The sequence below is a fragment of the Streptomyces sp. NPDC027189 genome, from assembly GCF_055566975.1.
Map to the genome: position 1 here is coordinate 366,582 of NZ_JBVHRI010000005.1, position 26,291 is coordinate 392,872.

At 69.6% G+C, this 26,291-nt stretch carries 30 protein-coding genes; 25 read left to right on the forward strand and 5 right to left on the reverse strand.

Going from position 1 to position 26,291, the window contains the following annotated elements:
* Positions 1 to 83: 83 nt before the first annotated feature.
* A complete protein-coding gene (locus ACZ4RZ_RS15230; RefSeq protein ID WP_467744826.1) occupies positions 84 to 1,577 on the reverse strand; it encodes a long-chain-fatty-acid--CoA ligase in 1,494 nt (497 codons plus the stop codon).
* A gap of 153 nt (positions 1,578 to 1,730) precedes the next feature.
* On the opposite strand from ACZ4RZ_RS15230, the gene ACZ4RZ_RS15235 reads away from it, so the two are divergent.
* The 18 genes from ACZ4RZ_RS15235 (at position 1,731) to ACZ4RZ_RS15320 (ending at position 16,540) form a co-directional block, all read left to right on the forward strand.
* Positions 1,731 to 2,660, forward strand: a complete 930-nt coding sequence (locus tag ACZ4RZ_RS15235) for an RsbRD N-terminal domain-containing protein (protein ID WP_467744828.1) — start codon at positions 1,731 to 1,733, stop codon at positions 2,658 to 2,660.
* 5 nt (positions 2,661 to 2,665) lie between these two features.
* Positions 2,666 to 2,896, forward strand: coding sequence for a PucR family transcriptional regulator (locus ACZ4RZ_RS15240; RefSeq protein ID WP_467744830.1), 231 nt, complete (start codon positions 2,666 to 2,668; stop codon positions 2,894 to 2,896).
* Positions 2,897 to 2,946: 50 nt separating this feature from the next.
* Entirely contained in the window at positions 2,947 to 3,852 is a 906-nt protein-coding gene (locus tag ACZ4RZ_RS15245; protein WP_467744832.1) for a LysR family transcriptional regulator, read from the forward strand.
* 162 nt (positions 3,853 to 4,014) lie between these two features.
* Positions 4,015 to 5,172 (forward strand): acyl-CoA dehydrogenase family protein, encoded by a 1,158-nt coding sequence (locus ACZ4RZ_RS15250; protein WP_467744833.1) that lies wholly within the window; start codon positions 4,015 to 4,017, stop codon positions 5,170 to 5,172.
* 213 nt (positions 5,173 to 5,385) lie between these two features.
* The gene (locus ACZ4RZ_RS15255) at positions 5,386 to 5,784 is read left to right on the forward strand and encodes a hypothetical protein (RefSeq protein WP_123979875.1); all 399 of its coding nucleotides are present in this window, start codon (positions 5,386 to 5,388) and stop codon (positions 5,782 to 5,784) included.
* 51 nt (positions 5,785 to 5,835) lie between these two features.
* Positions 5,836 to 6,852, forward strand: coding sequence for a ferritin family protein (locus tag ACZ4RZ_RS15260; protein ID WP_467744835.1), 1,017 nt, complete (start codon positions 5,836 to 5,838; stop codon positions 6,850 to 6,852).
* On the forward strand, positions 6,849 to 7,136 hold the full coding sequence (locus ACZ4RZ_RS15265) for an MmoB/DmpM family protein (RefSeq protein ID WP_467744837.1): 288 nt from the start codon (positions 6,849 to 6,851) through the stop codon (positions 7,134 to 7,136). The genes ACZ4RZ_RS15260 and ACZ4RZ_RS15265 overlap by 4 nt, the downstream gene beginning before the upstream one ends.
* 1 nt (position 7,137) lies before the next feature.
* On the forward strand, positions 7,138 to 8,682 hold the full coding sequence (locus ACZ4RZ_RS15270; RefSeq protein ID WP_467744839.1) for a ferritin family protein: 1,545 nt from the start codon (positions 7,138 to 7,140) through the stop codon (positions 8,680 to 8,682).
* A gap of 1 nt (position 8,683) precedes the next feature.
* On the forward strand, positions 8,684 to 9,004 hold the full coding sequence (locus ACZ4RZ_RS15275) for a phenol hydroxylase subunit P4 (RefSeq protein ID WP_467744840.1): 321 nt from the start codon (positions 8,684 to 8,686) through the stop codon (positions 9,002 to 9,004).
* 80 nt (positions 9,005 to 9,084) lie between these two features.
* Positions 9,085 to 10,137 carry a 2Fe-2S iron-sulfur cluster-binding protein gene (locus ACZ4RZ_RS15280; RefSeq protein ID WP_099923658.1) on the forward strand — a complete coding sequence of 351 codons (1,053 nt, stop codon included), beginning with the start codon at positions 9,085 to 9,087 and terminating at the stop codon, positions 10,135 to 10,137.
* Positions 10,138 to 10,146: 9 nt separating this feature from the next.
* On the forward strand, positions 10,147 to 11,250 hold the full coding sequence (locus tag ACZ4RZ_RS15285; RefSeq protein WP_467744841.1) for a mandelate racemase/muconate lactonizing enzyme family protein: 1,104 nt from the start codon (positions 10,147 to 10,149) through the stop codon (positions 11,248 to 11,250).
* A 47-nt stretch (positions 11,251 to 11,297) separates the two neighbouring features.
* A complete protein-coding gene (gene catA, locus ACZ4RZ_RS15290) occupies positions 11,298 to 12,167 on the forward strand; it encodes a catechol 1,2-dioxygenase (protein ID WP_467744843.1) in 870 nt (289 codons plus the stop codon).
* Between the two features lie 18 nt (positions 12,168 to 12,185).
* Positions 12,186 to 12,482: a muconolactone Delta-isomerase gene (catC, locus tag ACZ4RZ_RS15295; protein ID WP_099934617.1), complete on the forward strand. Its 297-nt coding sequence runs from the start codon at positions 12,186 to 12,188 to the stop codon at positions 12,480 to 12,482.
* On the forward strand, positions 12,482 to 13,237 hold the full coding sequence (locus tag ACZ4RZ_RS15300; protein ID WP_358978321.1) for a CoA transferase subunit A: 756 nt from the start codon (positions 12,482 to 12,484) through the stop codon (positions 13,235 to 13,237). Before catC ends, ACZ4RZ_RS15300 begins: the two co-directional genes overlap by 1 nt.
* Positions 13,238 to 13,882, forward strand: coding sequence for a CoA transferase subunit B (locus ACZ4RZ_RS15305; RefSeq protein ID WP_467744844.1), 645 nt, complete (start codon positions 13,238 to 13,240; stop codon positions 13,880 to 13,882).
* 1 nt (position 13,883) lies between these two features.
* A complete protein-coding gene (locus tag ACZ4RZ_RS15310; protein WP_467744845.1) occupies positions 13,884 to 15,086 on the forward strand; it encodes a thiolase family protein in 1,203 nt (400 codons plus the stop codon).
* A gap of 20 nt (positions 15,087 to 15,106) precedes the next feature.
* Positions 15,107 to 15,919 (forward strand): alpha/beta fold hydrolase, encoded by an 813-nt coding sequence (locus ACZ4RZ_RS15315; protein WP_467744847.1) that lies wholly within the window; start codon positions 15,107 to 15,109, stop codon positions 15,917 to 15,919.
* 9 nt (positions 15,920 to 15,928) lie between these two features.
* Entirely contained in the window at positions 15,929 to 16,540 is a 612-nt protein-coding gene (locus ACZ4RZ_RS15320; protein WP_030928054.1) for a helix-turn-helix domain-containing protein, read from the forward strand.
* Between the two features lie 332 nt (positions 16,541 to 16,872).
* On the opposite strand, the gene ACZ4RZ_RS15325 is transcribed toward ACZ4RZ_RS15320, so the two are convergent.
* The 3 genes from ACZ4RZ_RS15325 to ACZ4RZ_RS15335 form a co-directional block, all read right to left on the reverse strand.
* Positions 16,873 to 17,205: an IclR family transcriptional regulator domain-containing protein gene (locus ACZ4RZ_RS15325; RefSeq protein ID WP_467745064.1), complete on the reverse strand. Its 333-nt coding sequence runs from the start codon at positions 17,203 to 17,205 to the stop codon at positions 16,873 to 16,875.
* Entirely contained in the window at positions 17,141 to 17,428 is a 288-nt protein-coding gene (locus ACZ4RZ_RS15330; RefSeq protein ID WP_467744849.1) for an IclR family transcriptional regulator domain-containing protein, read from the reverse strand. The genes ACZ4RZ_RS15325 and ACZ4RZ_RS15330 overlap by 65 nt, the downstream gene beginning before the upstream one ends.
* Positions 17,429 to 17,963: 535 nt before the next feature.
* Positions 17,964 to 18,593 carry a TetR/AcrR family transcriptional regulator gene (locus tag ACZ4RZ_RS15335; protein WP_355953893.1) on the reverse strand — a complete coding sequence of 210 codons (630 nt, stop codon included), beginning with the start codon at positions 18,591 to 18,593 and terminating at the stop codon, positions 17,964 to 17,966.
* Between the two features lie 169 nt (positions 18,594 to 18,762).
* On the opposite strand from ACZ4RZ_RS15335, the gene ACZ4RZ_RS15340 reads away from it, so the two are divergent.
* On the forward strand, positions 18,763 to 19,383 hold the full coding sequence (locus tag ACZ4RZ_RS15340; RefSeq protein WP_095855700.1) for a TetR/AcrR family transcriptional regulator: 621 nt from the start codon (positions 18,763 to 18,765) through the stop codon (positions 19,381 to 19,383).
* 396 nt (positions 19,384 to 19,779) lie between these two features.
* Here ACZ4RZ_RS15340 and ACZ4RZ_RS15345 read toward each other — a convergent pair whose 3' ends face one another.
* Positions 19,780 to 20,625 (reverse strand): IclR family transcriptional regulator, encoded by an 846-nt coding sequence (locus ACZ4RZ_RS15345; protein ID WP_467744851.1) that lies wholly within the window; start codon positions 20,623 to 20,625, stop codon positions 19,780 to 19,782.
* Positions 20,626 to 20,812: 187 nt separating this feature from the next.
* Here ACZ4RZ_RS15345 and ACZ4RZ_RS15350 point away from each other — a divergent pair, with 187 nt between their 5' ends.
* The 6 genes from ACZ4RZ_RS15350 (at position 20,813) to ACZ4RZ_RS15375 (ending at position 26,289) form a co-directional block, all read left to right on the forward strand.
* Positions 20,813 to 21,841 (forward strand): 2-keto-4-pentenoate hydratase, encoded by a 1,029-nt coding sequence (locus tag ACZ4RZ_RS15350; protein ID WP_467744853.1) that lies wholly within the window; start codon positions 20,813 to 20,815, stop codon positions 21,839 to 21,841.
* Complete coding sequence (locus ACZ4RZ_RS15355) at positions 21,838 to 23,184, forward strand: aromatic ring-hydroxylating dioxygenase subunit alpha (RefSeq protein ID WP_467744854.1); 1,347 nt, start codon at positions 21,838 to 21,840, stop codon at positions 23,182 to 23,184. Before ACZ4RZ_RS15350 ends, ACZ4RZ_RS15355 begins: the two co-directional genes overlap by 4 nt.
* Complete coding sequence (locus ACZ4RZ_RS15360; RefSeq protein ID WP_467744856.1) at positions 23,181 to 23,528, forward strand: bifunctional 3-phenylpropionate/cinnamic acid dioxygenase ferredoxin subunit; 348 nt, start codon at positions 23,181 to 23,183, stop codon at positions 23,526 to 23,528. The genes ACZ4RZ_RS15355 and ACZ4RZ_RS15360 overlap by 4 nt, the downstream gene beginning before the upstream one ends.
* Complete coding sequence (locus ACZ4RZ_RS15365) at positions 23,525 to 24,745, forward strand: NAD(P)/FAD-dependent oxidoreductase (RefSeq protein WP_467744858.1); 1,221 nt, start codon at positions 23,525 to 23,527, stop codon at positions 24,743 to 24,745. The genes ACZ4RZ_RS15360 and ACZ4RZ_RS15365 overlap by 4 nt, the downstream gene beginning before the upstream one ends.
* Positions 24,746 to 24,840: 95 nt before the next feature.
* A complete protein-coding gene (locus tag ACZ4RZ_RS15370) occupies positions 24,841 to 25,398 on the forward strand; it encodes a 3-phenylpropionate/cinnamic acid dioxygenase subunit beta (RefSeq protein WP_467744860.1) in 558 nt (185 codons plus the stop codon).
* A 24-nt stretch (positions 25,399 to 25,422) separates the two neighbouring features.
* A complete protein-coding gene (locus tag ACZ4RZ_RS15375) occupies positions 25,423 to 26,289 on the forward strand; it encodes an alpha/beta fold hydrolase (RefSeq protein ID WP_467744861.1) in 867 nt (288 codons plus the stop codon).
* The last annotated feature ends 2 nt before the right edge of the window (positions 26,290 to 26,291 follow it).

Consider the following 26,291-nt stretch of genomic DNA (forward strand, 5'->3'; position numbering starts at 1 on the left):
CACCCGGCTCCGACCGCTGTCGCCAGGCAGAAGTAAGGGCCTCCGAGCCGCCACAGCTGCTCGAAGGCCCTCAACCCTTGTCCTCAGACGCTGGATGCGGTGATCTCCCGCTTGAGGATCTTGCCGGTGGGCCCGGTCGGCAGGGAGTCGGTCAGCCACACGCGGCGCGGGTACTTGTACGCCGCCACCCGCTCCTTGACGAACTTCTGCAGTTCCCCCGGCGTGGCCTGCGCACCGGGGCGCAGGACGACCGCGGCGGCCACCTCCTCACCGAGCTTGTCGTCCGGCACACCCACGACGGCGGCCAGGGCGACGGCGGGGTGCTCGTGCAGGACCTCTTCGATCTCGCGCGGATAGACGTTGTAGCCGCCCCGGATGATCAGGTCCTTCTTGCGGTCGACGATGTACAGGTCACCGTCCTCGTCCCGCCGGGCCATGTCACCGGTGTGAAACCAACCGTCGGAAATGGCCGCCGCCGTCTCCTCGGGGCGGTTCCAGTAGCCCTTCATCACGTTCGGGCCGCGCACGACCAGCTCGCCCACCTCGCCCGTGGCCACTTCCTGTCCGTCGGCGTCCAGCAGCCGTACCTCGACGTCGCGGACGGGCGTCCCCACCGAACCGGGCTTGCGCATGCGGTCGGGGCGGCAGAAGGAGACGGCGGGGCTCGTCTCGGACAGGCCGTAGGCCTCCAACACCATGCAGCCGAAGTGGCGCTCGAAGCCGTGCAGGATCTCCACCGGCAGCGCGGCCCCGCCCGAGATGCAGGTGCGCAGGGCGGACACATCCACGTTCGCGGCAGCCGGGTGCTGCAGCAGCGCTGCGTACATGGTGGGGACGCCCTCGAACACGGTGGCGCCCTCGCGAGCGAGGATGTCGAGCACGGTCTCCGCGTCGAACCGGGGGACGATCACGAGCAGAGCGCCGCTCTTCACCGCGGCGTTGAGGGTGGCGGTCTGGCCGAAGATGTGGAAGAGCGGCAGGCAGCCCACCACCACGTCGTCCGAGACCATCCTGGCCAGGTCGGTGACGATGATCTCGGTGTTGTGGCGCAGGTTCGCATGGGTCAGCGAGGCGCCCTTGGGGCGGCCGGTGGTGCCGGAGGTGTAGAGCAGGACCGCGATGTCGTCCCCGTCGACCGCGGCGACCTGTCGATCGGGCTCGTGCCGCCCGAGACGCTCGGCGAAGTCGGCGGGCCCGACGACCAGATGCCGCACGCCGGCGGCGGCAGCGCCCTTGTCGCCCTCACCCGGCGCCTCGTGCCACTCGAAGAGCAGCACGGCACCGCAGTCGCCCAGGTGGTAGGCGACCTCCCGCTCCTTGAGCAGCGGGTTCAGCGGCAGGACTATGCCGCCGGCGCGCAGGATGCCGTAGTAGAGGATGACGAACTCGGGTGAGCTGGGCAGCATCAGGGCGACCCGGTCGCCGGGCCGGACCCCCTCGGCGCGCAGCAGTGCGGCGGCTCGGGCGCTCGCCTCGTCCAGCTCCGCGTAGCTGATGGTCGCCGTTCCCAGCCGCAGCGCCGGGCGCTCCGGCTGTCGGGCGGCCGTCGCCACCAGGAACTCCGCGAGATTGGGCATGCCTGTCTCCTCTTGCGACTACGTGCATCGCGCGTCCCAGCGATGCTTGGCGGCATGCTGCCGCCCGTAATGAGGAGCGTCTATGGCAGCACATACAGCATCGCTGTGGACTGCTTGTTCCCAGAAACAAGGACCCCGCCATAAGCTGCGGAGATGGACCTCTCCGGTGTCGCTTCGGTGCTGCAGGAGCGCCTTCACGAAATCAGTGAGGCGTTGGCGGTGCGCATTCGTGCCGAGGTTGATTCCTACGCCGATGATTCGGTTGTTCCCAGGGAATCGCTGCGGCTTTCCGTGGAGCGCAATGCCCGGGTCGTCCTGGCGTATTTCGCCGAGGGCAGCGAGCCCGACTCCCGCCCGGCGCGCGAGACCGGACGGATCCGCGCCGAGCAGGGCGTCCCGCTGGTGGACGCCCTGCACGCCTACCGGATCGCGTTCGACTCGCTCTGGGCGCACATCCTCGACGAGGCCCGGCGCCACCCCGAGGTGGCTGAGGCCCAGCTCGCAGCCGGATCCTCGGAGATCTGGATGCTGTTCGGCCGGTACGCGGAGGTGCTCGCCACCGCATACCGGGAGACCTCCACCGAGTTGAGCCGGCAGCGCGAGGCGAGACGTTCAGCACTGGTCGAGGCAGTGTGCAGGGGCGACATCACGGACCCTGCCGGCCTCGACGACGCGGCGCGCCACCTCGGGCTGCCCAAGGACGGACCGTATGCGGTGGTGGTGGCCGCGGGCCTCGGGGCGGGAGAGGAACCGTTGCCCGGGATCGAGGCGGCGTTGCGCGAGGCTCACGTGCCCTCGGCCTGGAGACTGCTGCTGGACCAGCAGATCGGTGTTCTCTCCCTCGCCGTGCCGGACGCCGAGACTCTGAGCCTCCGGACCCTGCGGCGGCGCCGCGCCCGGATGGGGATCAGCCCGCTGTTCGACTCCCTTGGCGACACCCCCCGGGCACTGCGCTTCGCACGGCTGGCGCTCGCCGGCTGGCCCGGGAGTCGGCGGGCGCGGCCTGCTTCGACGACCACCCGCTGGCCATGGTCGTCGCGGCGGCGCCCGAGGAGGCGACACGCCTGGTGCACGTCATCCTGAAACCCGTGCTCGTTCTGCCCCCGCAGGACCGGACGCGCCTCCTGGAGACTCTCCGCCACTGGTTCGCCGCAGGTGGCCGGGCACAGGACACCGCCGAGCGGATGTTCCTACATCCGAACACGGTCCGTTACCGGTTGCGCCGGATCGAGGAACTGACCGGTCGCTCCCTGTCCGACCCCCGCACCCTGGCCGATCTCGGGGCGGCGCTGGAGGCCCTGCGCGTCCTTCCCCACTGATCAGGCGGTACGGGCCCGGGAGCCGCGACCGGCCACCTTATGCTCCCCGCATGGAGCTACGGCACATCCGGTACTTCGTCGCCGTTGCCGAGGAGTGCCACTTCGGGCGCGCCGCGGAACGTCTGCACATCGCCCAACCTCCGCTGTCGCAGCAGATCAAACAGCTGGAGACGGAACTCGGCGTACAACTTCTGACCCGGTCGACCCGCCGGGTCGAACTCACACCCGCCGGTGCCCGGTTCCTGGAGCGGGCGCGCGGCATCCTCGCCGCGGTGGACGCCACCGCGGACGAGGCAGGGCTCGTCGCCTCCGGCTTGGTCGGCAAACTCGCCATCGGTTTCACCGGTTCGGCGACGTACGAGCTGCTGCCGACGGTGGCCCGTGCGCTGCGCGAGGAGTTCCGGGGGATCGAGCTGGAGCTCAAGGGGGAGATGCTGACACCACGCCAGGTGGAAGCGCTGCACGACCGGTCCCTGGACATCGCCTTCCTGCGCCCCCCGGTACGCGACCCCGAGCTGAACGTCCTGGTGTTCCGTCGGGAACCGCTCATCGCCGTGCTGCCGGAGGGGCACGAACTCGCCGACCGGGAGAGCGTGCCGCTGGCCGAGCTGCAGACCGAACCGTTCATCTGTTACCCCTCCCAGCATCGATCGGTGGTGTACGACGCCGTCTTCGATGCCTGCCAGCGAGCGGGCTTCCATCCTTCGGCAGTGCAGGAGGTGGCCGAGACCTCGACTCTCGTTGCTTTTGTCGCCGGCGGGCTCGGCGTCGCGCTCGTGCCCGCCTCGGTGCGGCACCTGCACATCACGGGGGCCACGTACCGGCCCCTGTCGGGCACGACCGAGGAGGTCGAGCTGGCCGTCGCGACCCGAGCGGGCGAGGACTCCGCGCTGCTTGCCCGGGTGATGCCCCGCCTGCGGTGGCTGCTGGGCGGCGGCCGACCTGCCGCCCGCTGACGCCTCGGACCTGCTCTGACGTGTCGTGCGTCTCTGTACTGCCACGACGGCCGGCCGGTAATCTCGAAAAAGCAAGCGCTTAGTCAGATGCTTGGTCCCCTCTGTGTGCTCGCCGGTCCGCTGGTCTCCGCCGGTCGCGAGCCTTGACGAAGGAGCATGTCCGTGCGCCGTACGGTATTCAACGAAGATCACGAGGCGTTCCGGGAGACCCTCCGCGCCTTCATCGCGGCCGAGGTCGTTCCGGTCCACGACGAATGGCTCGCCGCCGGCCAGGCGCCGCGCGAGTTCTACTACAAGCTCGCCGAGCTGGGCCTGTTCGGGATCAGCGTGCCGGAGGAGTACGGCGGCGCGGGCTTGGCCACCCACAAGTTCGAGGCCATCCAGTACGAGGAAACGGCCCGCGCAGGTATCACCTTCGGCGGGTCCGGCGTCCACGTCAACCTCTGCCTGCCGTACATCAAGATGCTCGCCACCGACGAGCAGAAGAAGCGCTACCTGCCCAAGTTCGTCTCCGGTGAGGAGATGTGGGCCATCGCGATGACCGAGCCGGGCACCGGCTCCGACCTCGCGGGCATGAAGACCACCGCCAAGCTCTCCGAGGACGGCACGCACTACGTCCTCAACGGCGCCAAGACCTTCATCACCGGTGGCGTGCACGCCGACCGTGTGATCGTCTGCGCCCGCACCGCCGCCCCGACGGCCGAGGACCGCCGCCACGGCATCTCCCTCCTCGTGGTGGACACCAAGTCCGAGGGCTACTCGGTCGGTCGCAAGCTCGACAAGCTTGGGATGAAGACCTCCGACACCGCCGAGCTGGCCTTCGTCGACGTCAAGGTGCCCGTCGAGAACCTCCTCGGTGAGGAGAACAAGGGCTTCTACTACCTCGGCCACAACCTCGCCTCCGAACGCTGGGGCATCGCCTACGGCGCGTACGCGCAGGCCAAGGCCGCGGTCCGGTTCACCCAGCAGTACGTGCAGGATCGGGTCGTCTTCGGCAAGCCGGTCGCCACGTTCCAGAACACCAAGTTCGAGCTGGCCGCCTGCAAGGCCGAGGTGGACGCGGCCGAGGCCGTGATCGACCGCGCCACGGAGGCCCTCGACGCCGGTGAGCTGACCCCGGCCGAGGCCGCCAGCACAAAGCTCTTCTGCACTGAGGTCGCCCACCGCGTGATCGACCGCTGCCTCCAGCTGCACGGCGGCTACGGCTACATGAACGAGTACCCGATCGCCCGCCTGTACGCCGACAACCGCGTCAACCGGATCGTCGGTGGCACCAGCGAGATCATGAAGACGATCATCGCCAAGGACATGGGTCTGTAGGCATCAGGCACTCCCGTCCCTGCTCGATCGGCTCGACGTCGGGTAGATCGAGCAGGACGTCTTCTGAACATGACGCCCCGGATATCAATCCATTAGTAACCGATATTTCACACGTCATTGCGGCGCTGTAACACTCAGAGCAACCGCAGGCCGCGGCAGTGGCGCACCGCCCGAGCGGCCCCGCGGACGTCGGCTCGGACCAAGGAGCGCCCGATGACGCCGTTCATGATTTCCGTGATGTCCCTGCTCGACGGGGCGCCACCGCCCGTGCCGGAGACCGAGCCGAGCCAGGCCGGCCCGGTGGCGGTCCTCACCGACACGCAGGTCGTCGTCCGGTCCCTCGCAGAGCAGTTGATCTGCGAGGCGAACACGGTCCTCCGGGACCACGGCACCGCCTTCACCCTGGTGGACGCGACCGGCCCCGGAAGCCTGTCATTCACCATCGGCTGCGGCGAAGCCGAAGCCCGGGTGGAGACCGCCGTGTCCGGCCGTACCGCCGTCGCCCGGCTCACCGCCCCCAGTCTCCCGGACGACGTACCGCGCCGGCTCACCAGCGAGGACGAGCTTCAGGCACTCCTGCTCGGCCTGATCGCCGCCTCCGTACGCCGCTGAAACAGCGCGGCAACCGTCCCTGATGCCGATGAAGCCCGTCAGGAGAAGCTCGTGCAATACGAACTGCGCTACCGGGTCCTCGAACCGAGGCGCCAGACCTACCAGAACGTGATCGACCGCCTCGGCGACCAGCCGGCGAGCCGCTATCTCGAAGCGACACTCGACGTCGAGCCGACGGAGAACTTCCACTACCGGCCCACCTGGGCGCAGGACCGAGAGCTGTACGACGAGCGGTTCTCCGCCCTGCGGCTGACGGATCCGTACAGCTACACCGATCCGCGCCAGTACTACTACACGCCGTACGTGACCCAACGGGCCGCGCTACACGACGAGTTCGGCAAGACGCTGGGCTACCTGGAGGCGCGCGACCTGCTCGCGAAGCTGCCCGAGGCGTGGCACACAGTGCTGACCTCGGTGGTCGTCCCGCTCAGGCACTACGAATCCGGGGCCCAGCTGGTGAGCGTCTCCGGCGCCCGCTTCGCCTACGGCACCTCCCTGGAGCAGTGCTGCACCTTCGCCGCGTTCGACCGGATCGGCAACGCGCAGATGCTCTCCCGGGCCGGGATCGCCGCCGGCGGCGGCACCGCCGAGGCGCTCAAGGAGGCCAAGCGGCAATGGCTTGACGGCGAGCACCTCCAGCCACTGCGCCGCCTGACCGAGGAGATCATGGTCGTCGAGGACTGGGCGGAGGGCCTGCTGGCCGTCGACCTCGTCGACTCACTCGTCTACCCGCTGCTGTACCAGCACCTCGACGAGACCGCGCTGCTCGGCGGGGCCGGCGCCTACAGCCTCGTCGCACAGCACCTGGCCACGTGGTACGCCGACCAGCGCAAGTGGCTGGACGCGCTGCTCACCTGCTGGGCGAACGACCCGGAACACGGCGAGGACAACCGCACCGCCCTGACCCGGATCGCCGCCACCTGGTCCGACCGGGCACGCGACGCGGTCGCGTCCCTCACCGAGGCGATCGACCAGGCGCTCCCGCAGGCGGCGAGCACCACTGTGCTCGGCGACCTCGCCGACGCCCACGCCACCGCATGGACCAAGACCACCGGAGGCGCCGCATGAGCACCGGAACACTGCGCCAGGTCGCCATCGACCTCCAGGAGTCCGAGGAGAACCGGGCCCTGATCGAGGCGATCAAGGACGACAACCCCGAACTGACCCTCCGTCACCTTCCTGGCCTGGTCAAGCTGCAGGCCGCGGGCCGGATCGTCATCAACCGCGAAAGCGTCGAGAACCGCCTTGGGCGGGAGTGGGAGACCGGCGAGTTCCAACTGGCCATCGTCTCCTACACCGGCACCTTCTCCGAGTGGGACGACGACCAGATCATCGTGAGTTGGGAGCACTGACATGAGCGTGCCCACGAAGAAAGCCGCCTCGAAGCCGGCCCGCAAGCTGCCGCTCAAGGAGCGCTACGCGCTGCTCACCCGCGACCTGGACTGGGAACCGGGATACGTCGACCGTGAGCAACTCTTTCCGCACACCCGCTACGAGGGCATCAAGATCCACGACTGGGACGGCTGGCAGGACCCCTTCCGGCTGACCGTGGACGCCTACTACAAGTACCAGGCCGAGAAGGACAAGCGGCTGTACGCCGTGCTGGACGGCTTCGCCCAGAGCCAGGGTCACCTGTCGCTGTCGGACGCCAGCTACCTGAACGCCATCAAGCTGTTCATCCAGGGCGTCACGCCCCTGGAGTACGCGGCACACCGGCACTTCGCCTACCTGGCCCGCCATCTGGAGGGCCCGGCCCCCCGGTTCGCGGCGCTGTGCCAGAGCGTGGACGAACTGCGTCATTGCCAGACGCAGATCCACACCATCAGCAACTACAACAAGTACTACGGCGGCTTCCACAGCTGGTCGAAGATGCACGACCGGGTCTGGTACCTGTCGGTGCCCAAGTCCCTCTTCGACGACGCGATGACCGCCGGGCCGTTCGAGTTCCTCATCTCCATCTCGTTCAGCTTCGAGTACCTGCTGACCAACCTGCTGTTCGTACCGTTCATGAGCGGCGCCAGCTTCAACGGCGACATGCCCACCATGTCGTTCGGCTTCTCCGCCCAGTCCGACGAGAGCCGGCACATGACCCTGGGCCTGGAGGCCATCAAGTTCCTGCTGGAGCAGGACGAGGGCAACGTGCCGATCATCCAGGACTGGATCGACAAATGGTTCTGGCGGGCGTACCGGATGTCCGCGCTGGTCGCGGGGATGATGGACTACATGCTGCCCAAGCCAGTGATGAGCTGGCGTGAGGCATTCGAGTTGTACTTCGAGGAGCAGATGCTCGGCGGGCTCTTCCCCGACCTGGAGTACTACGGCATCCAGCCGCCCCGGCACGTGAACGACGCGATCGCCGAGAAGGACCACCTCTCGCACCAGGTCTACAAGATCCTGCACAACTTCTCGTTCGCCGCCGCCTTCACCACCAAGACGCCCGACGAGGCCCACATGGCGTGGCTGGCGGAGCAGTACCCGGACTCCTTCGACCAGGTCTACCGGCCGGTCTGGGAGAAGCACCGGAAGATCGAGGCCGACGGCGGCCGGGTGTTCTTCCAAGGACTGCCGCAGCTGTGCCAGGTCTGCCAAGTTCCGATGGCCTTCACCGAGCCCGGAAATTCGGCCCAGATCTCCTTCCGGCGCAGCACCTTCCGCGACGAGACCTTCCACACCTGCAGCGACGGCTGTCAGTGGATCTTCGAACGGGAGCCGGAGAAGTACGTCCAGGCCTGGCTCCCCGTCCACCAGATCTACCAGGGCAACTGTGGCGGCCCCACCGTGCCCGATGTGCTCGCCTGGTACGGCATCCAGGAGGGCGACAACGGCGAGTACACCGGCTCGCCCGACCAGCTCGCCTGGGCCGCGTGGCACAGCGACGGCGACGACAAGGCGGTGTGAGATGACGGTCAAGGCGCTCTACGACTACGAGTTCCCGTCGGCCGACCGCGCCGAGGTGTTCGGCGACGACCAGCTGGTCTACGTGCACTGGCGGGGCAACCCGCTGTTCTGCTCGGCCGCCTGCTTCCGCGTACCGAAGAGCATGCCGTTCGCGGAATTCGTCGATTCGATGGTGCACGGCTGGGCCGCGTCCGACCCCGACTTCGACCCCGCGTCAGTCACCGACTGGCGGCTGTTCGACGAACCGCTCACCGGCGGGCAGGACAAGTCGCTGGCCGACCTCGGCATCGGACACAAGGCTCTGCTCAGCTTCGCGGCCTGAGCGGCCACCGCAATCCACCCGCGGGTGCAGGCGCTGCCCGAGAAGCCCCGCACCCGCGGGTCCGGCAAGGGAGAACCGCAGTGACCACTCACACCGTCCGCATCGAGCCGCTCGGCGCGGAGATCGAGTGCCGCGAGGACCAGACCGTGCTGGACGCCGCTCTGCGCGAGGGCATCTGGCTGCCACACGCGTGCACCCACGGCACCTGCGGCACCTGCAAGGCACAGATCCTCGAGGGCGACGCCGACCTCGGTGACGCCTCCCCGTACGCGCTGCTGGAGAGCGAACGTGAGGAGGGCTGCGCACTGCTGTGCGTGGCCTGCCCCCGCGGCGATCTCGTCGTGGAGGGCGAGGTGGACGTCGAGGAGGGCGTGGACATCCACCCGGTGCGGGACCGGGCGGGCCAGGTGACCGTCGTCGAGGACATCGCCCCGGACGTCCGGCGGGTCGTCATCACGCTGGACGAGCCGCTGGCGTTCAACCCGGGACAGTACGTCCTGCTGGACGTGCCCGGCGGCGAGCAGCGGCCGTACTCCATCGCCAGCAGCCCCGCCGACGGCGGTCGTATCGAACTGCACATCAAGCGTTCCGAGGGCGGGGTGTGCACCGACGGCTGGATCTTCAAGACTCTGAGTGCGGGGGAGCGGGTCGCACTCTCCGGTCCGTACGGCCAGTTCTCCTTCCGGCCGCTGCGCGAGGAACCCGTTCTGCTGCTGGCCGGCGGCACCGGTCTCGCACCGATGGTGTCGATGCTCCGGCACCTGGTCGAGACCGGCACCGAGCGCGAGGTGGTGCTCTACCACGGCGTCGCCGCCCAGGAGGACCTCTACGACGCGGAGTGGTTCGAGACGCTTCAGGCGGAGCACGACTGGTTCACCTACCGCCCCGCCCTCTCCCGCGACAGCTGGCAGGGCCGCAGCGGGCGAGTCCCCGCCCTGCTGGCCGAGGACTATCCCCGCGCCTCCGGCCACGTGGCCTACGTCTGCGGCAGTCCGGCAATGGTCGCCGACACGCTGAAGGCTCTGATGAAGGCGCGCCTCTTCCCACGTGACATCTATCGGGAGGACTTCTTCGACGCAGCCGACCGCGCTGCCGGCACTCACGTCGTGCGCAGTCCGCTCATCCGCCGATAAGGACCAGACGTGAAGATCACCAGGATCGAGACGATCCCGTTCGCCATCCCCTACCGCAAGGCGCTGCGCTTCGCGAGCGGAGAGGTGGGCACGGCCGAGCACGTACTCGTCCGCGTCCACACCGAGGACGGGATCACCGGCACGGCGGAGGCGCCACCCCGCCCCTTCACCTACGGCGAGACCCAGCCGTCGATCATCGCCGTCATCGACACCGTCTTCGCCCCGCAAATCCTGGGCGAGTCCGCGCTGCGCCGCGAGGCGATCTGGACCCGGCTGGCCAGGACGGTCGGCAACCCCACCGCCAAGGCCGCCCTCGACATGGCCCTCTGGGACGTCATAGGCCAGTCGCTGGGCGTGTCGGTGACCGAGCTCCTCGGCGGGTTCACCGACCGGATGCGGGTCGCCCACATGGTCGGCTTCGCCCCGGCGGCCGAGATGGTGGCCGAGGCCGAGAAACTGCGCGCCGAGTACGGCATCACCGCCTTCAAGGTGAAGGTCGGGCGCCGCCCCTACCGGGACGACGTCGAGGCCACCCGCGCCCTGCGGGAAGCCCTCGGCGAGGACGTGGAGCTCTACATCGACGGCAACCGGGGCTGGACCGCGGCCGAATCGGCACGCGCCCTGCGCGAGCTGGAGGACGTGGGCCTCACCTTCGCCGAAGAGCTGTGCCCGGCCGACGACGTCCTCGCCCGGCGCTGGCTCGCCGAGCACAGCAGCATCCCGCTGTACGCCGACGAGAGCGCCACCCGGCCCGCCGAGGTCACCCGCGAACTCCTCGCCGGAGCGGCGCACGGGGTGAGCGTGAAGACGGCACGCACGGGCTTCACCCAGTCCCAGCGCATCGTCCACCAGTGCGAGGGCCTGGGCGTCGACGTGGTGATGGGCAACCAGATCGACGGCCAGATCGGCTCCCTGTGCAGCGCCGCGTTCGGAGCCGCCTACCAGACCACCGCGCGGCGCCCCGCGGAACTGTCCAACTTCCTGGACATGACCGACGACCTGCTCGCCGAGCCGCTGCGGATCGAGAACGGCACGGTCCGCGTACGCGCGGCCGCCGGCCTCGGCATCGAGATCGACGACAACAAGCTGAAGCACTACCGCCAGGACATTTGAACCGCCCATACATCTGACTCGACGACCAGCTCGAAGGAGAGCCGGACATGACTGATGTCACCACACAGCAGAGCACGGAACAGAAGGCCACCGCCGCTGCCTCGGGAGCCTCGGCGACCGAGCGTTTCCAGGCCAAAGAGCGCAGCGAGGCCGCCAGCAGCAAGGAGCGGGTCAGCACGCTCGCCTCGGAAGTCCTGGCCGCGGTGCACGACGTGATCCGCCGTCACAAGGTCACCTACGCCGAGTACGACGCCCTCAAGGCCTGGCTGATCCAGGTCGGCCTCGACGGCGAGTGGCCGCTCTTCCTCGACGTGTGGGTGGAGCACGTGGTCGAGGAGGTCAACAACGAGGCCCGCCCCGGCAGCAAGGGCACCATCGAAGGGCCGTACTACGTGCCGGGCGCCCCGGCCCTGTCTGCGGACGCCACCCTGCCCATGCGTGAGGGCGAGAGCGGTACCCCCCTCGTCTTCCAGGGCCAGGTGCGCAGCGCCGACGGCACCCCGCTGCCCGGCGCCCTGGTCGACATCTGGCAGGCCGACGCCGACGGCCTGTACGCGCAGTTCGCGCCGAACCTCCCGGAGTGGAACCTGCGGGGCAGCGTCACGGTCGACGAGAAGGGCACCTTCCGTATCCGCACCGTCGAACCGGCCCCCTACCAGATTCCGACGGACGGCTCCTGCGGCAAGCTGATCGCCGCCGCCGGCTGGCACGCGTGGCGCCCCGCCCACCTCCACCTGAAGGTCAGCGCACCCGGCCACCAGCCGCTCACCACCCAGCTGTACTTCCGCGGCGGCGAGCACGTCACCGATGACATCGCCTCCGCCGTCAAGCCCGAGCTGGTCCTCGACCCCGCCCCGGCGGCGGACGGCAACGGGCACGAGGTCCACTACGACCTCGAGCTCGCGCCGCAACAGTGAAGGACCGGAGGAAACGCGATGCTGTTCGCGGTGCGCATGGACGTGGAGATTCCGCGGGACCTCGACCCCGAGGTACGCGCGGACCTGGTGGCCCGGGAGAAGGCCTACTGCCAGGAACTGCAGAAGACCGGTGAGTGGGTGCACATCTGGCGGTGCGTCGGCCAGTACGCCAACATCAGCGTCTTCGACGTCGCCGACAACGAGGCGCTGCACCGGATCCTGTGGAACCTGCCGCTCTTCCCCTACATGAGCGTCGAGGTCATCCCGTTGGCCCAGCACCCGTCCGACCTCGCGGCCGGCGTGGAAGTGGCCTGATGGACAAGACGGTGGCCACCGCCCACGAGGCGGTGGCCGACCTACCGGAGGGTGCCTCGCTGGCGGTGGGCGGGTTCGGGCTCAGCGGTGTGCCGAACGTGCTCATCCAGGCGTTGTACGAGCGCGGGGTCGGCGGGCTGAGCGTGGTGTCGAACAACTGCGGCGCCCTGGAATCCGGTCTCGCGGTCCTGCTGGCCGCGGGCCGGATCGCCCGGGTGACCGGCTCCTACATCGGCGCCAACAAGGAGTTCGCCCGCCAGTACCTGGCCGGGGAGCTGGAGGTGGAACTGATCCCCCAGGGCACGCTGGCCGAGCGGCTGCGTGCCGGGGGCGCCGGGATCCCCGCCTTCTACACCCCGGCCGGGGTGGGCACGCAGGTCGCCGAGGGTGGGCTGCCCTGGCGCTACGACGGTTCCGGCGGCGTCGCGCTGGCCTCGCCGCCGAAGGAGGTGCGGGAGTTCGACGGCGTGGAGTACGTCCTGGAGCGCGGCATCCGCACCGACTACGCCCTGGTGCGCGCGGCCCGCGGAGACCGGCACGGAAACCTGGTGTTCAACAAGTCCTCCCGCAACTTCAACCCGCTGGCGGCGATGGCCGGGCGCATCACCATCGCCGAGGTGGAGGAACTGGTCGAACCCGGCGCGATCGACCCCGATGCAGTGCATCTGCCGGGCATCTTCGTGCAGCGCATCGTCGCGCTCACCCCTCAGCAGGCGGCGGACAAGAAGATCGAGCAGCGGACGGTGAGCCCCTAGATGGCCTGGACTCGCGAACAGACGGCCGCTCGCGCCGCCCGCGACCTGAAGGACGGGCAGTACGTCAACCTCGGCATCGGACTGCCCACACTGATCCCCAACTACCTGCCCGATGACGTGGAGGTGGTGCTGGAGTCGGAGAACGGCATCCTGGGCACCGGCCCCTACCCCACCGAGGACCAGGTCGACCCGGATCTGATCAACGCCGGCAAGGAGACGGTCACCGTCCTGCCCGGCGCCTCCTTCTTCGACTCGGCGCTCTCCTTCGCCATGATCCGCGGCGGGCACATCGACGTCGCCGTGCTGGGCGCGATGCAGGTCTCCGAGCGCGGTGACCTGGCCAACTGGGCCATCCCGGGAAAGCTGGTGACCGGGATCGGCGGGGCGATGGACCTGGTCCACGGCGCCCGACAAGTGATCGTGGTGATGACCCACACCGCCAAGGACGGCAGCCCGAAGATCCTCACCGAATGCGCCCTGCCGCTCACCGGCAGGGCGTGCGTGAACCGGATCATCACCGACCTCGGCGTCCTCGACGTCACCGACGACGGACTGGTCCTCGTCGAAACCGCGCCGCGCATCTCCGTCGAGGAGATCACCGCCCGGACCGATGCCAAGCTGATCGTCCCGGAGGGCCTCGCCTGACATGAAGACCGTCTACATCGTGGACGCGGTGCGCACCCAGATCGGCCGCTACAACGGCGCCCTCGCCGCCGTCCGCCCCGACGACCTGGCCGCCCACGTCATCCGACAACTCCTGGGCCAAACCCCCGAGTTGGACCCGGCCGTCATAGGCGACGTGTATTTCGGCAACGCCAACGGCGCCGGCGAGGAGAACCGCAATGTCGCCCGCATGGCCGCCCTGCTCGCCGGACTGCCCACTTCCGTGCCGGGGGTGACCGTCAACCGGCTGTGCGCCTCCGGCCTCGAAGCCGTCATCCAGGGCTACCGGGCGATCGCGCTCGGAGACGCGAGCGTCATCGTGGTGGGCGGGGTGGAGTCCATGACCCGCGCGCCCTACGTGCTGCCCAAGTCCGACCGGCCCTTCCCGGCCGGGCACGCCGAGCTGTACTCCACCACCCTCGGCTGGCGCATGGTCAACCCGAGGATGGACCCGCAGTGGACCATCCCTCTGGGCGAGTCCGCCGAGCTCATCGCCGACAAGCACAAGATCAGCCGCGAGCAGCAGGACGAGTTCGCCCTGCACAGCCACCGCAAGGCCGCCGCAGCTCAGCGACAGGGCCTGTTCGACGCCGAGATCGTCCCCGTCACCATCCCGCAACGCAAGGGCGACCCGGTCTCCTTCGACCGCGACGAGGGCGTCCGGCCGGGCGCCTCGCTGGAGGCGATGGCCAAGCTCAAGCCGTCCTTCCGCGCCGAGAACGGCACGATCACCGCGGGCAACGCCTCACCCCTCAATGACGGCGCGGCAGCCCTACTGCTGGTCGACGAGGAGGGCCTGAAAGCCACCGGTCGCGAGCCGCTCGCCCGCGTGAGCGCCAGCGGCACATCGGCAATTGACCCGCACTACTTCGGACTTGCCCCAGTCGAGGCCGTCAACCGCGCCCTGGCCAAGGCCGGCAAGACCCTCGCCGACCTCGACGTCCTGGAACTCAACGAAGCCTACGCCGCCCAGGTCCTCGGCTGCCTCGCCGAATGGCCCGAGTTCGACCCGGCGGTCCTCAACCCCCAGGGCGGCGCCATCGCCCTCGGCCACCCCCTCGGCGCCTCTGGCGCCCGCCTCGCCGGCACGGTCGCTCACCAGCTCGCCCGCCGGGGCAGTGGCACCGGCATCGCAACCCTCTGCATCGGCGTAGGCCAGGGCCTCGCCCTCCTCCTCGAACGCTGAGAACCTCCACAGGAGCCGCAGTGAAACGCCGCCCTCTGCTGCATCACCGGGTGCTCGGTCCCGTCGACGCGCCGCTGCTCGTCCTGGGACCCTCGCTCGGCACGTCGACGACCGTATGGGAACCCCATGTGGCGGTGCTTGCCGAGAGCCACCGCGTGCTGTGCTACGACCTTCCAGGGCATGGCGGCTCGCCGAGCGATCTCGTCCGGGATCACAATCCCGGCCGTACGACAGTCGGCGACCTTGCCCACATGGTCCTGGACCTCGTCGCCCACCAGGGCCGGGACCGGTTCCACTACGCCGGCATCTCGCTCGGCGGCGGTGTGGGGGTGCACCTCGCACTGCATCAGCCGGACCACATCGCCTCGCTGGCGCTGGTCTGTTCCTCGGCGTACTTCGGCCCGCCGCAGTTCTGGCAGGAGCGCGCCGCTCTCGTACGACGCGAGGGAACCGGCGCCCTGCTCGAGGCCATGCCCGGCCGCTGGTTCGCCGATCCCGGCACAGCCGCGACCTCCCTCGGGAAGACGTTCCTGCAGGACCTCGCCACCGCCGACCCGATCGGCTACGCCGCCTGCTGCGACGCCCTTGCCGCCTACGACGTTCGGCGCGACCTGAGAAGGATCACCGCCCCCACGCTCGTGCTCAATGGCTCCCAGGACACCGCCACACCCCTGCCACATGCCAGGGAACTAGCCGAGGGGATTTCCGGGGCGAAGCTGGTGACGGTCGATACAGGTCATCTCGCCGTGGAAGAGCCACAGGCCGTCGGAGCGGCGCTGCTGGCCCATCTCCGAATGGCGGGCGGCGCGGAGGACGCCGACCGCAGCTCGTAGAGTGGCCGTGTGTCACAAGGAAACGCCGTAGTCGCGCGCAATGTGCGCCTTCTCAGGGAGCAGCGCGGCCTGTCCCTGGCCGAGCTGGCCCGCCGGGCGGGGCTGGCCAAACAGACGCTGTCGAATCTGGAACAGGGCACGGGCAACCCCACGGTCGACACCCTGTTCTCCATCGCCACGGCCCTCGGCGTGCCGGTAACCCGGCTGGTCGCCGAGCGGGAACAGGTCATCAACGTGCAGCGGGGCGACGAGGTCGTCTGGGAGCAGCACGGAAGGTACGAGTCACGGTCGCTCGACCACATCTACGGCTCAGGTGTCATCGAGAACTACGTGGTGCGCATCGGCCGGCACAGCGACGGTGCGGACATGCCGTCCGAACCGCACCCGGTGGGCACACTGGAGCACCTCTACGTCATCAGCGGCAAGGTACGCGTGGGGCCTGTCGACAGCCCGTTGGAGCTTGGCGAGGGGGATTTCGCGCGCTATCCGGGCGACCGGCCCCACGTGTACGAGTCACTGGCGGACGAGAGCCTGGTGCACATCGTGGTGAGCGTGCCGCGCGTCCAGCCCGGCACCGGCGGTACGAACCTGGCACGGACCCACGGGAACGAAAGACGCTGAGCTTCGCCGCACCTGGTGTGCCGCACCTCGGTACAACCGATTGGCCCACCCCCGGGACAGGGCGGAATCTGGGGTCGGCCGCTCGTCAGGGCGGTCCGGGGCCGCCAGGCGTGAGCGTCCGGGCATAAACCGTGGTGCTCTTGGACACACGCCTGGCCGGCCGCCGTTCTCCGCGTCCAGGGGTGGTCATGTCGGAGACCGGGATCCATCCACAAACGGGTGGGGCCGGACAGTCCGCGACGGCACGGCAGGCGGATCGGCCGGGTCGGCGTGTCCGATCCGCCTGCCCGGTGACCTCGGTGCCGCGCATGCCGGGGGCGCCGGCGGTCCGCTCAGGCCGCCGACGGCCTGCTCACGTCGTACGGCGCTGCCGCTTGGCGTCCCTTCGCCGCGGTGAGGGCGCGTGCCGCCTCGAAGGCCACGCGGCGCAGGGCCGGGGCGTATCGGGACGGCTCGAAGCGGTGGTGGGCGCCGGCGACCGAGAGCGCCGCCACCGGACGTCCGGAGGCACCCATGATCGGCACTGCGACGCAGGTCAGACCGGGGGCGGCTTCCTGCCGGTCGTAAGCGATGCCGTCCTGGCGGATGCGCCGCAGCTCCTCACGGAACCGTCGCGGGTCGGCGAGGGTGTACTGGGTGCGGGCCGGGAGGCCGGCCGAGGGCAGCCTCGGCCGCGTCGGGGTCGAAGGCGAGCAGGGCCTTGCCGACGCCGGTGCAGTAGGCGGGCAGGCGGGCGCCGATCCGGGAGGGGGAGCGGGTCGCCCGGTGGCCCTGGATCTTGTTGACGTACACGATGTCGGTGCCACGCAGGACCGCCAGGTGCACGGTCTCGTGCGTCAGCTCGTACAGGTCCGCGAGATGCGGCAGCAGCTGCTCGCGGAGCAGCACCGGCGTCGCACGGAACGGCCTCGGGGCGAAGAGGTCTCGGCTGAGTGTCGAGGGCGCTTGCCTGTCGGTGGGGGACGATCCGATGTTGGCGGCGCGGCGCCAAGCCTGAGGAGTGCAAACACCTACAGAGCGGGCGGGCGCGCGCCGATACGATCCGGGCAGTGACGATGTCGCGATCCAGGCGGCCCGCCGCCTGGCACAACGCCAGGTGGAGGGAGATCGCGAGTCATCCGGGCCGATGCTCCACGTCGCAGCCACCCGGGCTCATTGATCAGGCCCGTGCTCATGGGCAGACGTTGGAGCAGATTGCTGTCGCACTCGGCATGCCTGACCGCCGACAGGCTCAGACTCGCTTCAGTCGACTGTGCCGGCGGTGTCCCGAATACGAACCGGTATCGGCCGCATCGCGATAGTGCATTACGGCGACGACGGCGAGAAGCGCCCACCGTACGAGAGTGGCGCACGTCAGGTGGGGCGCGAGGGGCGCTGTGGCGCTGCACGACGCTTGTTGTGCTATACGCCGTTGTGCGGCGGTTCAGGCGCCGAGGGCGGGGAGGACAACGGCGTCGAGGTAATGGCTCACGAAGGCTCGATCGGCCGACTTATCCTCGATCAACTGACGGGCGATCAGGGCACCGAGGAGCATGTGTGGCACGTAGGTCAGGGTCGGCGAGGCCGCGCTGATCTCACCCCGCTCGACCGCCCGGGCGAGCGCTTTGTCGAGTCCCGTCAGCTCCGGGTGTACGAGCAGGTCACGCAGCGCTTGGAACAGATCGGGATGGGTGTGCACGGCCTGGACGAGGCCGCGCATGAGCGAGGCGTTCTTCATCATCTGCCGGTCGTCCAGTTGCGCCACCATCGCCCGGAAGTCACCTCGCAGGGATCCGGTGTCGACACGGGAAAGGGTGGCGGGCTTTTGATGGCGTAGCGCCATAGCGACCAGCTCCGGCTTGCCCGTCCACTGGCGGTAAAGGGTGGCCTTGCTGCACTGGGCCCGGGCGGCCACGGCGTCCATGGTCAGGGCCTCGTAACCGGATTCCCGCAGCACATCGAGCACGACCTCGCATATCTCTGCCTCGCGCTCGGGCGTTATCCGGCTACGCGGCCTCGCGCGGTCCGGCCCCTCCGAGGCTGCTGACGTCTTGCGCTCGGCCTCCGTCAACATCAGCGACTCCCTCGAACGGAACCGTTCCGTGCGAGGAAAATCTATCCCGAGGAAGCATGAATACGAAACCGTTTCGGTAGTGAAAAGGGACACGGGCGAAGCCCGGCACTGGCTTTCGATCTGGGCCACCTGAGAAACTGGACCGCGAGCAGACCTGGAAGGGACATGCATGGCAAGCACGTCACCGGCGGCGGCGAAGCCCGGACGGCCTCGCGACCCGGGTGCGGATGAGCGCATAATCCAGGCGGTCGTGGACGAACTCGCCGAGGTCGGCATCGCAGGCTTCCGTATCAACTCCATCGCCGCGCGTGCCAAGGTCGCCAAACGAACCCTCTACTCGCGCTGGCCCGAGCGCGACGATCTCATCCTGGCCGGCCTGGCCACCTTGTCCGTGCGGCTCGACCCGCCGTGTACGGGCAGCCTCGAAGAGGACATACGGCTTCTCTACGACGCCATGGCCGAGCATCTCGACAGCCCCCGCTGGCTGATCGGAGCTCGCTGCAGCTTCGAATTCCCCGACCACCCCGAGCTCTACGCGACGTTCCAGCGCGACTGCATCGACCAGCCGCTGGCCGTCATCGAGGACGTCCTCCGCGACGCCCAGGTGCGCGGCGAACTCCGCAGCGACATCGACCGCTCCGTGGCCGCGGAGACCTTCGCGGCGTCGATCGGCGGGTTCAGCACGCACATCGCCCGCCTCCGCGGCATGAACACGCACGCAGTCCGTGACCGGTTCCTCGACCTGTTCCTTCATGGGCTGCGCGCAGTCGGAGACGCCGGATCAGGCTGACCGCTCCCCTCTGCGGGATGACTGCCTGATCGCCCTTAGACGTCGTGCTCCGTGCGTGAGTTCGACTTACTGAGCCCTAGCCGTCCCGCACGCGCTCCCAGCCCTGAAGGGCCGTTACCGGTAACGGGGCGGGGCGGCGTCCGGCGCTGATCAGGATGCGCTGTGCCGTCTTCCGGCACGTGTTCTCGCCGCGGTAGGCGCCGACCCGGAATGCTGGCGTCAGCCGCCGGTGGACGTCGGGGGCGACATCGCCGCTGACCACTCCTGGCAAGGACAGCGGTGAACTTGGACGGGATCAGGCCACTCCGCTGGGCCCGGCCCGTCCGTGAGGCGACCTCGGTGCCGCACACCGGGGTCGCCGTCCAGGTGGGTGGCCTGTGGGCTCTCGTGCCAGGGTCAAGCCGCAGATAGATTGTCGAGCCGCGAGGGGGCCGCCTGCCGGCTTGCTGTGGCCGCGTTGACCGCGCGTGCCGCCTCGTAGGCCACCCGTCGCAGAGCCGGCGCGAACCGGGCGGGCTCGAAGCGGCGGTCGGCGCTCGCGACGGAGAAGGCGGCCACGGGTCGCCCGGCCGAACCCATGATCGGTACGGCGACGCAGGTGAGGCCGGGAACAGCTTCCTGGCGGTCGTAGGCGACGCCGTCCCGGCGGATGCGGCGCAGCTCGGACCGGAAACGGTCGGGATCGGTGCAGGTGTACTCAGTGCGTGCCGCGAGTCCGTCGGCGATCGCGGCGTCGATGGCGTCGTGGTCGAAGGCGAGGAGGGCCTTGCCGACGCCGGTGCAGTAGGCGGGCAGGCGGGCGCCGATCCGGGAGGGGGAGCGGGTCGCTCGGTGGCCCTGGATCTTGTTGACGTACACGATGTCGGTGTCGTGCAGTACGGCCAGGTGCACGGTCTCGTGGGTCATCTCGTACAGGTCCGCCAGATGCGGCATCAGGCATTCCTGCAGGAGCGGGGGATTGGGGCCGTAGACCCGTACGCCGATGTCGAAGAGCTGGGATCCCAGCCGGTAGTTGCTGCCGACACGTTCCACGAGGTCGTTGCGGTGGAGGATGCCCAGAAGTCGGAAGGTGGTCGACTTGGTCAGCCGTGTCCGCCGGGCCAGCTCGCTCACGCCGATTTCCCCGTCCAGTTCGGCGAGGGACTTCAGGAGGAAGAGCGCCTTGTCGACAGCGGTCTGCTGGTCGGGCTCGCCGGTCGCCGTGGCTGAGGGCTGCGCGGAAGGCGAGGAAGGGAGTGGCATGGCGGGCTCCGATGGGGATCCAGGGTGGCCATTAAAATGGACGCACGTCCAGCTTAATAGATCGTTTCGTCGTTGTAAAACACCGGGGACCCCGCTTGCCCCTGCGTGACGGATCCGATCGTCACCCCGTGCCGTATCTCGGCACGGTGGCTGGGCACGGCGGCCGGGAGCAGCGTCTGCTGTGGCCATGCAGCGACACGCCACAGTGGCCACGACCGCCGTCCTCGCCGCCCCGGCTTCCCCCGACGCACAGCTCGTCGAGGAGCTGGCGGCGTTGCTGCGGCGTGCCGAGGCCTGGGGGCACCTCCCGGCCGAAGGCTGGGGGAGGATTCCCGTCGCACCACTCACCGAGGAGTACGAGGACCTGGACCTGGCCGTCGCCTACGCCGCGCAGGAGGCCAACGTACGGATCCGTCTCGCGGCGGGTGAGCACCTCGCCGGACGCAAGGTGGGCCTCACGTCCTTGCCGATGCGCGAGCAACTCGGCCTGCCCGAAGCGAGCTTCGGGACCCTGTTCCAGTCGATGGTGATCCCGGACGGCGGCACCATCGACACGCGGGAGCTCATCACCCCGCGAGCCGAGGCAGAGGTCGGTCTGGTCCTCGGCCGGCGGCTGTCCGGACCCCGCGTGACGGACGCGGAGGTCCGGGCGGCCGTCTCCCAGGTGGCGCCGACCATGGAGATCATCGACAGCCGCATCACCGACTGGCGCGTCTCCCAGGCCGACACCGTCGACGACAACGCCTCCTCGGCGCGCGTCGCCGTCGGCCGTTCCGTCGACGCCACGGACGACCTGCTCACGGTGCTCCGGGACGAGTGCGTCGGGCTGTGCGCCGACGGGGAGCGCGTCACGCTTGGCCTGGGGGCCGAAGTCCTCGGCGATCCGCTTCGGGCCGTGGCCTGGCCGGCCCGGACGCTCCACGCGCACGGCAGCGCTCTCCATCCGGGCGAGCTGCTGCTTCACCGGGTCTGTGCACGCCGGCGTCCCCCTGACACCGGGCTCTCGGCTCGCCGTGCGGTCCGGCACCGGCCGCCTGCCCGAACCGGCCGTGACCGTCCGATGAACCACCACCAAGGATGCGGAGGAGCCGCCATGCCACCGCGTGAACCGGAGCGCTCCGACCCTTCGGGTGTGCACATGAACGCACGCCGCACCACCAGCCCACGATGGCGGCGCAGCGCGCGCCCGATCCGGCCCGAGGAGGCCCAGCGATGACAACCACGCCCGCCCGGTCGGCGGACCGCCTGGCTCGCGTACCCGAGCCGGCCGTCGACGTCAGCCCTTACTTCGACCTCGACCGCGGTCTGGTCGACCGCACGATCTTCAGCGACCAGGCCGTCTACCGGCAGGAGCTGCGCCGCCTTTTCGCGCCGAGCTGGCTGTTCCTCGCGCACGAGAGCCAGTTCACGAAGCCCGGTGACTTCTTCACCACCTACATGGGCGAGGACCCGGTCATCGTCACCATGGGCAAGGACCGGAAACTGCGTGCCTTCCTCAACGCCTGCCGCCACCGCGGCATGCGGGTGTGCCGCGCCGACGCGGGGGCGACGAAGGCGTTCACGTGCAGCTACCACGGCTGGTCCTACGACACCTCCGGGAAGCTGATCAACGTCCCCAACGGAGGGGACTACCCCGCCCACTTCGAGCAGGACCAGTGGGGACTGATCGAGGTCGCGCAACTCGACACGTACAAGGGACTCGTCTTCGCGACCTGGAACCCCGAGGCCCCGCCCCTGGTGGAGGCGCTGGGCGGACTGGCGTGGTACCTGGACGCGATGCTCGACCACGACCCGGAGGGCACCGAGGCCGTCGGCGGGGTGCACAAGTGGGTGTTGGAGGGCAACTGGAAGCTGGCCGCCGAGCAGTTCGCCTCCGACTGGTACCACGTCAACATCTCGCACGCCTCCGCGCTGATGGTCATGTCGCCCACCGGTAAGGGCCCCAAGACGGAGATCGTGCAGACGCCGGGCCGGCAGTACACCGACTCGCTGGGGCACGGGCACGGCTTTCCGACCCACCCCAAGAGCCGTTTCGACGACCGTGTCGTACACGAGTGGACCGACTACGAGGCGCTGCGCGAACGGCTCGGTGACGCCCGGGTCGAGGGGCCGATGACCACCGGGCACGGCACCGTCTTCCCGAACTTCTCCTACCTGCCCGTCAACGGCTCCATCCGCGTGTGGCACCCCAAGGGCCCGGACAAGATGGAGGTCTGGGCCTGGACCATCGTCGACAAATCGATGCCGGACGAGGTCAAGGACGCCCAACGCATCTACAACCTGCGCACGTTCGGGCCGAGCGGCATCTTCGAGCAGGACGACGGCGAGAACTGGAGCGAGGTGCAGGCCACCGCGCACGGCTTCGTGGCCGGCTCCATGACGCTCAACTACCAGATGGGACTGGGGCTTCAGGCCGAGGACGGCGTCCACCCCGGCAGCACCGGCCGCCTCTACAGCGACGGCGCCGCCCGCGGCTTCTACGCCCGCTGGCGCGACCTGATGAACACGCCCGCCTGGCACGAGAAGAACACCGAGAAGAACCCCGAGGACAGCCCATGAGCACCACCGGCACCGGCATCCGGGTCGCCGCCGTCGGCGACATCGAGGAGGGCGAGGCGCTGAAGGTGCCCGCCGAGACCACCGGCCATACCGACGCCATCGCCGTCTTCCACGAGGCCGGCGCCTACTACGCCCTCGACGACACCTGCACCCACGGCCAGGCATCGCTCGCCGACGGCTGGATCGAGGACGGCGAGGTCGAGTGCCCGCTGCACAGCGCCCGCTTCTGCCTCAAGTCCGGCGAACCGCAGTGCATGCCCGCCACCCTCGCCCAGCGCACCCACCGGGTCGAGGTGCGCGAGGGTGAGGTCTGGCTGCACCCCGGCGAGGAGGCCGAAGCATGAGCGCGCCACGGCGTATCGCCGTCGTCGGCGCGGGCCTGGCCGCCGTCTCGACCTGCGACGCGCTGCGCGCCCAGGGCTACGACGGCGAGCTCGTGCTGTACTCCTCCGAGCGGGGGCTGCCCTACGACCGCCCGCCACTCAGCAAGGACGTCCTGCTCGGCAAGTCCCGCCGCGAGAACGTCCTGCTGCGGCCCGAGCAGTGGTACGACGAGCAGGGCATCGAACTCCGCGATGGCGCCCCGGTCCGGGCGATCCGCCCGCACGAGGGCGGACTGGAGCTGGCCGACGGCGAGCTTGCCGCAGCCGACCGGATCGTGCTGGCCACCGGCGGCACCGCGCGCCCCCTGCCGGTGCCGGGCGGCGACGACCCGGCCGTACACCTGCTGCGCACCTGGGATGACGCCGAACGGCTGCGGGAGCGGCTGCTACCCGGCGCCCGGGTGGCGGTGATCGGTGCCGGGCTGATCGGCGCGGAGACCGCGGCCGTCGCCCACGCCCTGGGCTGCCGCGTCACCCTCATCGACCCGCTACCGGTGCCACTGACCGCAGCGGTCGGGGACGACATCGCGAACGCACTGCATCTGAGGCACTCCGCCGAAGGCATCGCCGTCCTGACCGCCGGCGTCGAATGCATCGAGCGCCGTCCAGGCAACCTTGGAGTCCTGCTGCACCTCACCGGCTACGGGGCACCCGTGCTCGCCGACACCGTGGTGGTCGGCATCGGCATGCGTCCGGCCACGGAACTGGCCGAGGCCGCGGGGCTGAACGTCGACAACGGTGTGGTCGTCCACCCCGGTCAGCGCACCTGCCACCCCAATGTCTTCGCCGTCGGCGACGTCGCCCGCCCCGAGGGGCACAAGGTCCGTCATGAGCACTGGGAGGCCGCCCAGCGCGACGGCGAGGCCGCCGCCCACGGCATCCTCGGCCGCCCCCTGCCGTCCTTCGGCGCTTCCTGGTTCTGGTCCGACCGGCACGGTTCCCGGCTGGAGGCGGTCGGCACCATGGCAGACGCCGAGCGCACCGTGCTGCGCGGGGCTCCGGACGACGGCGCCTTCACCGTCTTCGGGCTGCTGGGCGACCGGCTGGTGGCCGCGGCCGCCATCGACCGACCACGCGACATCAAGGCCGCCCGGCGGATCGTCGATCGCGGTGTCGCTGTCGACGCGGCCGTCCTGTCCGACGAGAGTGCGGATCTGCGCACGCTGCTGAAGCGCTGAACCGCCACGTGCCGCCTTGTGGCACACGCGCTCCCCGAACCGCCCCCTCCGCGCTGGAATGGCACCACCCGGCGCGGCCCGCAGGAGGACCCCCGATGAGCATCCACCCCCCGGAGACCCCCCGGACGACCGCACCCGCCGTCGACATGCGGCTCCACTTCGAGGTACAGCGCTTGTACGCCGTCGAGGCACAACTGCTCGACCAGCACCGCTACGCCGACTGGCTGGAGCTGTTCACCGACGACCTGCACTACTGGGCGCCGGTCCGCACCAACCGCCTGCGGCGCCAGCAGGCCCTGGCCGACGGCGCCCCGGGCGAAGTCGCGATCTTCGACGAGACCAAGGCGAGCCTGGCCTGGCGCATCCGCCGGTTCGACTCGGGCATGGCCTGGGCCGAGGACCCGCCGTCGCGGACCCGGCATCTGATCACCAACATCCTGGTCTGGCCGGCCGACGAGCCCGGCGAGTACGTCGCCGAGTCGTCATTCCTCTGCTACCGCAACCGCCTGGAACGTGAGGTCGACATCTACGCCGGCGGCCGCACCGACCAGCTGCGCCGCGACCCGGACGACGGACGGCTGCTGATCGCGCGCCGCACCATCCTGCTCGACCAGAACGTCCTGCTCGCCAAGAACATCAGCACCTTCCTGTAGGCCCTTGTGAACCGGAGCCCGCTCGTGACCACTGAACAGACCACAGAGGTGAAGCTCGTCGAGCACACCGTGCAGACCACGCTCGGCCCCATCGCGGTCAGCGAGGCCGGCGAGGGCCCGGTGTTGGTGATGCTGCACGGCGGCGGCCCCGGCGCGAGCGCGGTGGCCAACTACCGCCAGAACCTCCCCACGCTCACCGAGCACTTCCGCGTGCTCCTGCCCGACCAGCCCGGCTTCGGCGGCAGTTACCGCCCCACCGAGGCCGACCTCGACGCCCGCAGCATCACCGAGATCACCGTCGACGCCCTGCTGCAGACCCTGGACGCCCTCGGCATTGACCGTTTCCACCTGCTCGGCAACAGCCTCGGTGGGGCCGCCGCCATCGCCACCGCACTCGAAGTCCCAGGCCGAGTCGAGAAGTTGGTTCTGATGGCGCCGGGAGGAGGCTGGCTGCCCTTCGGACCGACCCCGACCGAGGGCCAGAAGGCCATGTTCCGCTACTACAACGGCGAGGGCCCCACCCTGAAGAAGATGCGGGACTTCATCGGCGTGATGACCGCCGAGCCCAAGCGTTGGGCCGACACCGCGCAGGCCCGCTACGAGGCGTCCCTCGACGAGTCCCACATCGCCTTCTACCACGCCTACAACGCCGCTTTCGCCAAGCGGCACGGCATGGACCCGCTGTGGCAGCGCGTTCACAAGATCAAGGCGCCCACCCTCCTGCTGTGGGGCCGCGACGACCGCACCATCACCCTCGACGGCGCCCAGCTCATGCTCAAGCAGATCCGCGACGTCCAGCTGCATGTCTTCGGCGGCTGCGGCCACTGGGTCCAGCTGGAGCGGCAGGCCGAGTTCGAGCGCCTGGTCACCGACTTCCTCGGGGAGCACTGAAT

Excerpts from the sequence above, each read along its gene's own strand:
- ACZ4RZ_RS15230 (WP_467744826.1), bottom strand. The coding sequence starts at position 1,577 with ATGCCCAATCTCGCGGAGTTCCTGGTGGCGACGGCCGCCCGACAGCCG.
- ACZ4RZ_RS15235 (WP_467744828.1), top strand. The coding sequence starts at position 1,731 with ATGGACCTCTCCGGTGTCGCTTCGGTGCTGCAGGAGCGCCTTCACGAA.
- ACZ4RZ_RS15245 (WP_467744832.1), top strand. The coding sequence starts at position 2,947 with ATGGAGCTACGGCACATCCGGTACTTCGTCGCCGTTGCCGAGGAGTGC.
- ACZ4RZ_RS15255 (WP_123979875.1), top strand. The coding sequence starts at position 5,386 with ATGACGCCGTTCATGATTTCCGTGATGTCCCTGCTCGACGGGGCGCCA.
- ACZ4RZ_RS15265 (WP_467744837.1), top strand. The coding sequence starts at position 6,849 with ATGAGCACCGGAACACTGCGCCAGGTCGCCATCGACCTCCAGGAGTCC.
- ACZ4RZ_RS15270 (WP_467744839.1), top strand. The coding sequence starts at position 7,138 with ATGAGCGTGCCCACGAAGAAAGCCGCCTCGAAGCCGGCCCGCAAGCTG.
- ACZ4RZ_RS15275 (WP_467744840.1), top strand. The coding sequence starts at position 8,684 with ATGACGGTCAAGGCGCTCTACGACTACGAGTTCCCGTCGGCCGACCGC.
- catA (WP_467744843.1), top strand. The coding sequence starts at position 11,298 with ATGACTGATGTCACCACACAGCAGAGCACGGAACAGAAGGCCACCGCC.
- catC (WP_099934617.1), top strand. The coding sequence starts at position 12,186 with ATGCTGTTCGCGGTGCGCATGGACGTGGAGATTCCGCGGGACCTCGAC.
- ACZ4RZ_RS15300 (WP_358978321.1), top strand. The coding sequence starts at position 12,482 with ATGGACAAGACGGTGGCCACCGCCCACGAGGCGGTGGCCGACCTACCG.
- ACZ4RZ_RS15305 (WP_467744844.1), top strand. The coding sequence starts at position 13,238 with ATGGCCTGGACTCGCGAACAGACGGCCGCTCGCGCCGCCCGCGACCTG.
- ACZ4RZ_RS15310 (WP_467744845.1), top strand. The coding sequence starts at position 13,884 with ATGAAGACCGTCTACATCGTGGACGCGGTGCGCACCCAGATCGGCCGC.
- ACZ4RZ_RS15335 (WP_355953893.1), bottom strand. The coding sequence starts at position 18,593 with ATGTTGACGGAGGCCGAGCGCAAGACGTCAGCAGCCTCGGAGGGGCCG.
- ACZ4RZ_RS15340 (WP_095855700.1), top strand. The coding sequence starts at position 18,763 with ATGGCAAGCACGTCACCGGCGGCGGCGAAGCCCGGACGGCCTCGCGAC.
- ACZ4RZ_RS15345 (WP_467744851.1), bottom strand. The coding sequence starts at position 20,625 with ATGCCACTCCCTTCCTCGCCTTCCGCGCAGCCCTCAGCCACGGCGACC.
- ACZ4RZ_RS15350 (WP_467744853.1), top strand. The coding sequence starts at position 20,813 with ATGCAGCGACACGCCACAGTGGCCACGACCGCCGTCCTCGCCGCCCCG.
- ACZ4RZ_RS15355 (WP_467744854.1), top strand. The coding sequence starts at position 21,838 with ATGACAACCACGCCCGCCCGGTCGGCGGACCGCCTGGCTCGCGTACCC.
- ACZ4RZ_RS15360 (WP_467744856.1), top strand. The coding sequence starts at position 23,181 with ATGAGCACCACCGGCACCGGCATCCGGGTCGCCGCCGTCGGCGACATC.
- ACZ4RZ_RS15365 (WP_467744858.1), top strand. The coding sequence starts at position 23,525 with ATGAGCGCGCCACGGCGTATCGCCGTCGTCGGCGCGGGCCTGGCCGCC.
- ACZ4RZ_RS15370 (WP_467744860.1), top strand. The coding sequence starts at position 24,841 with ATGAGCATCCACCCCCCGGAGACCCCCCGGACGACCGCACCCGCCGTC.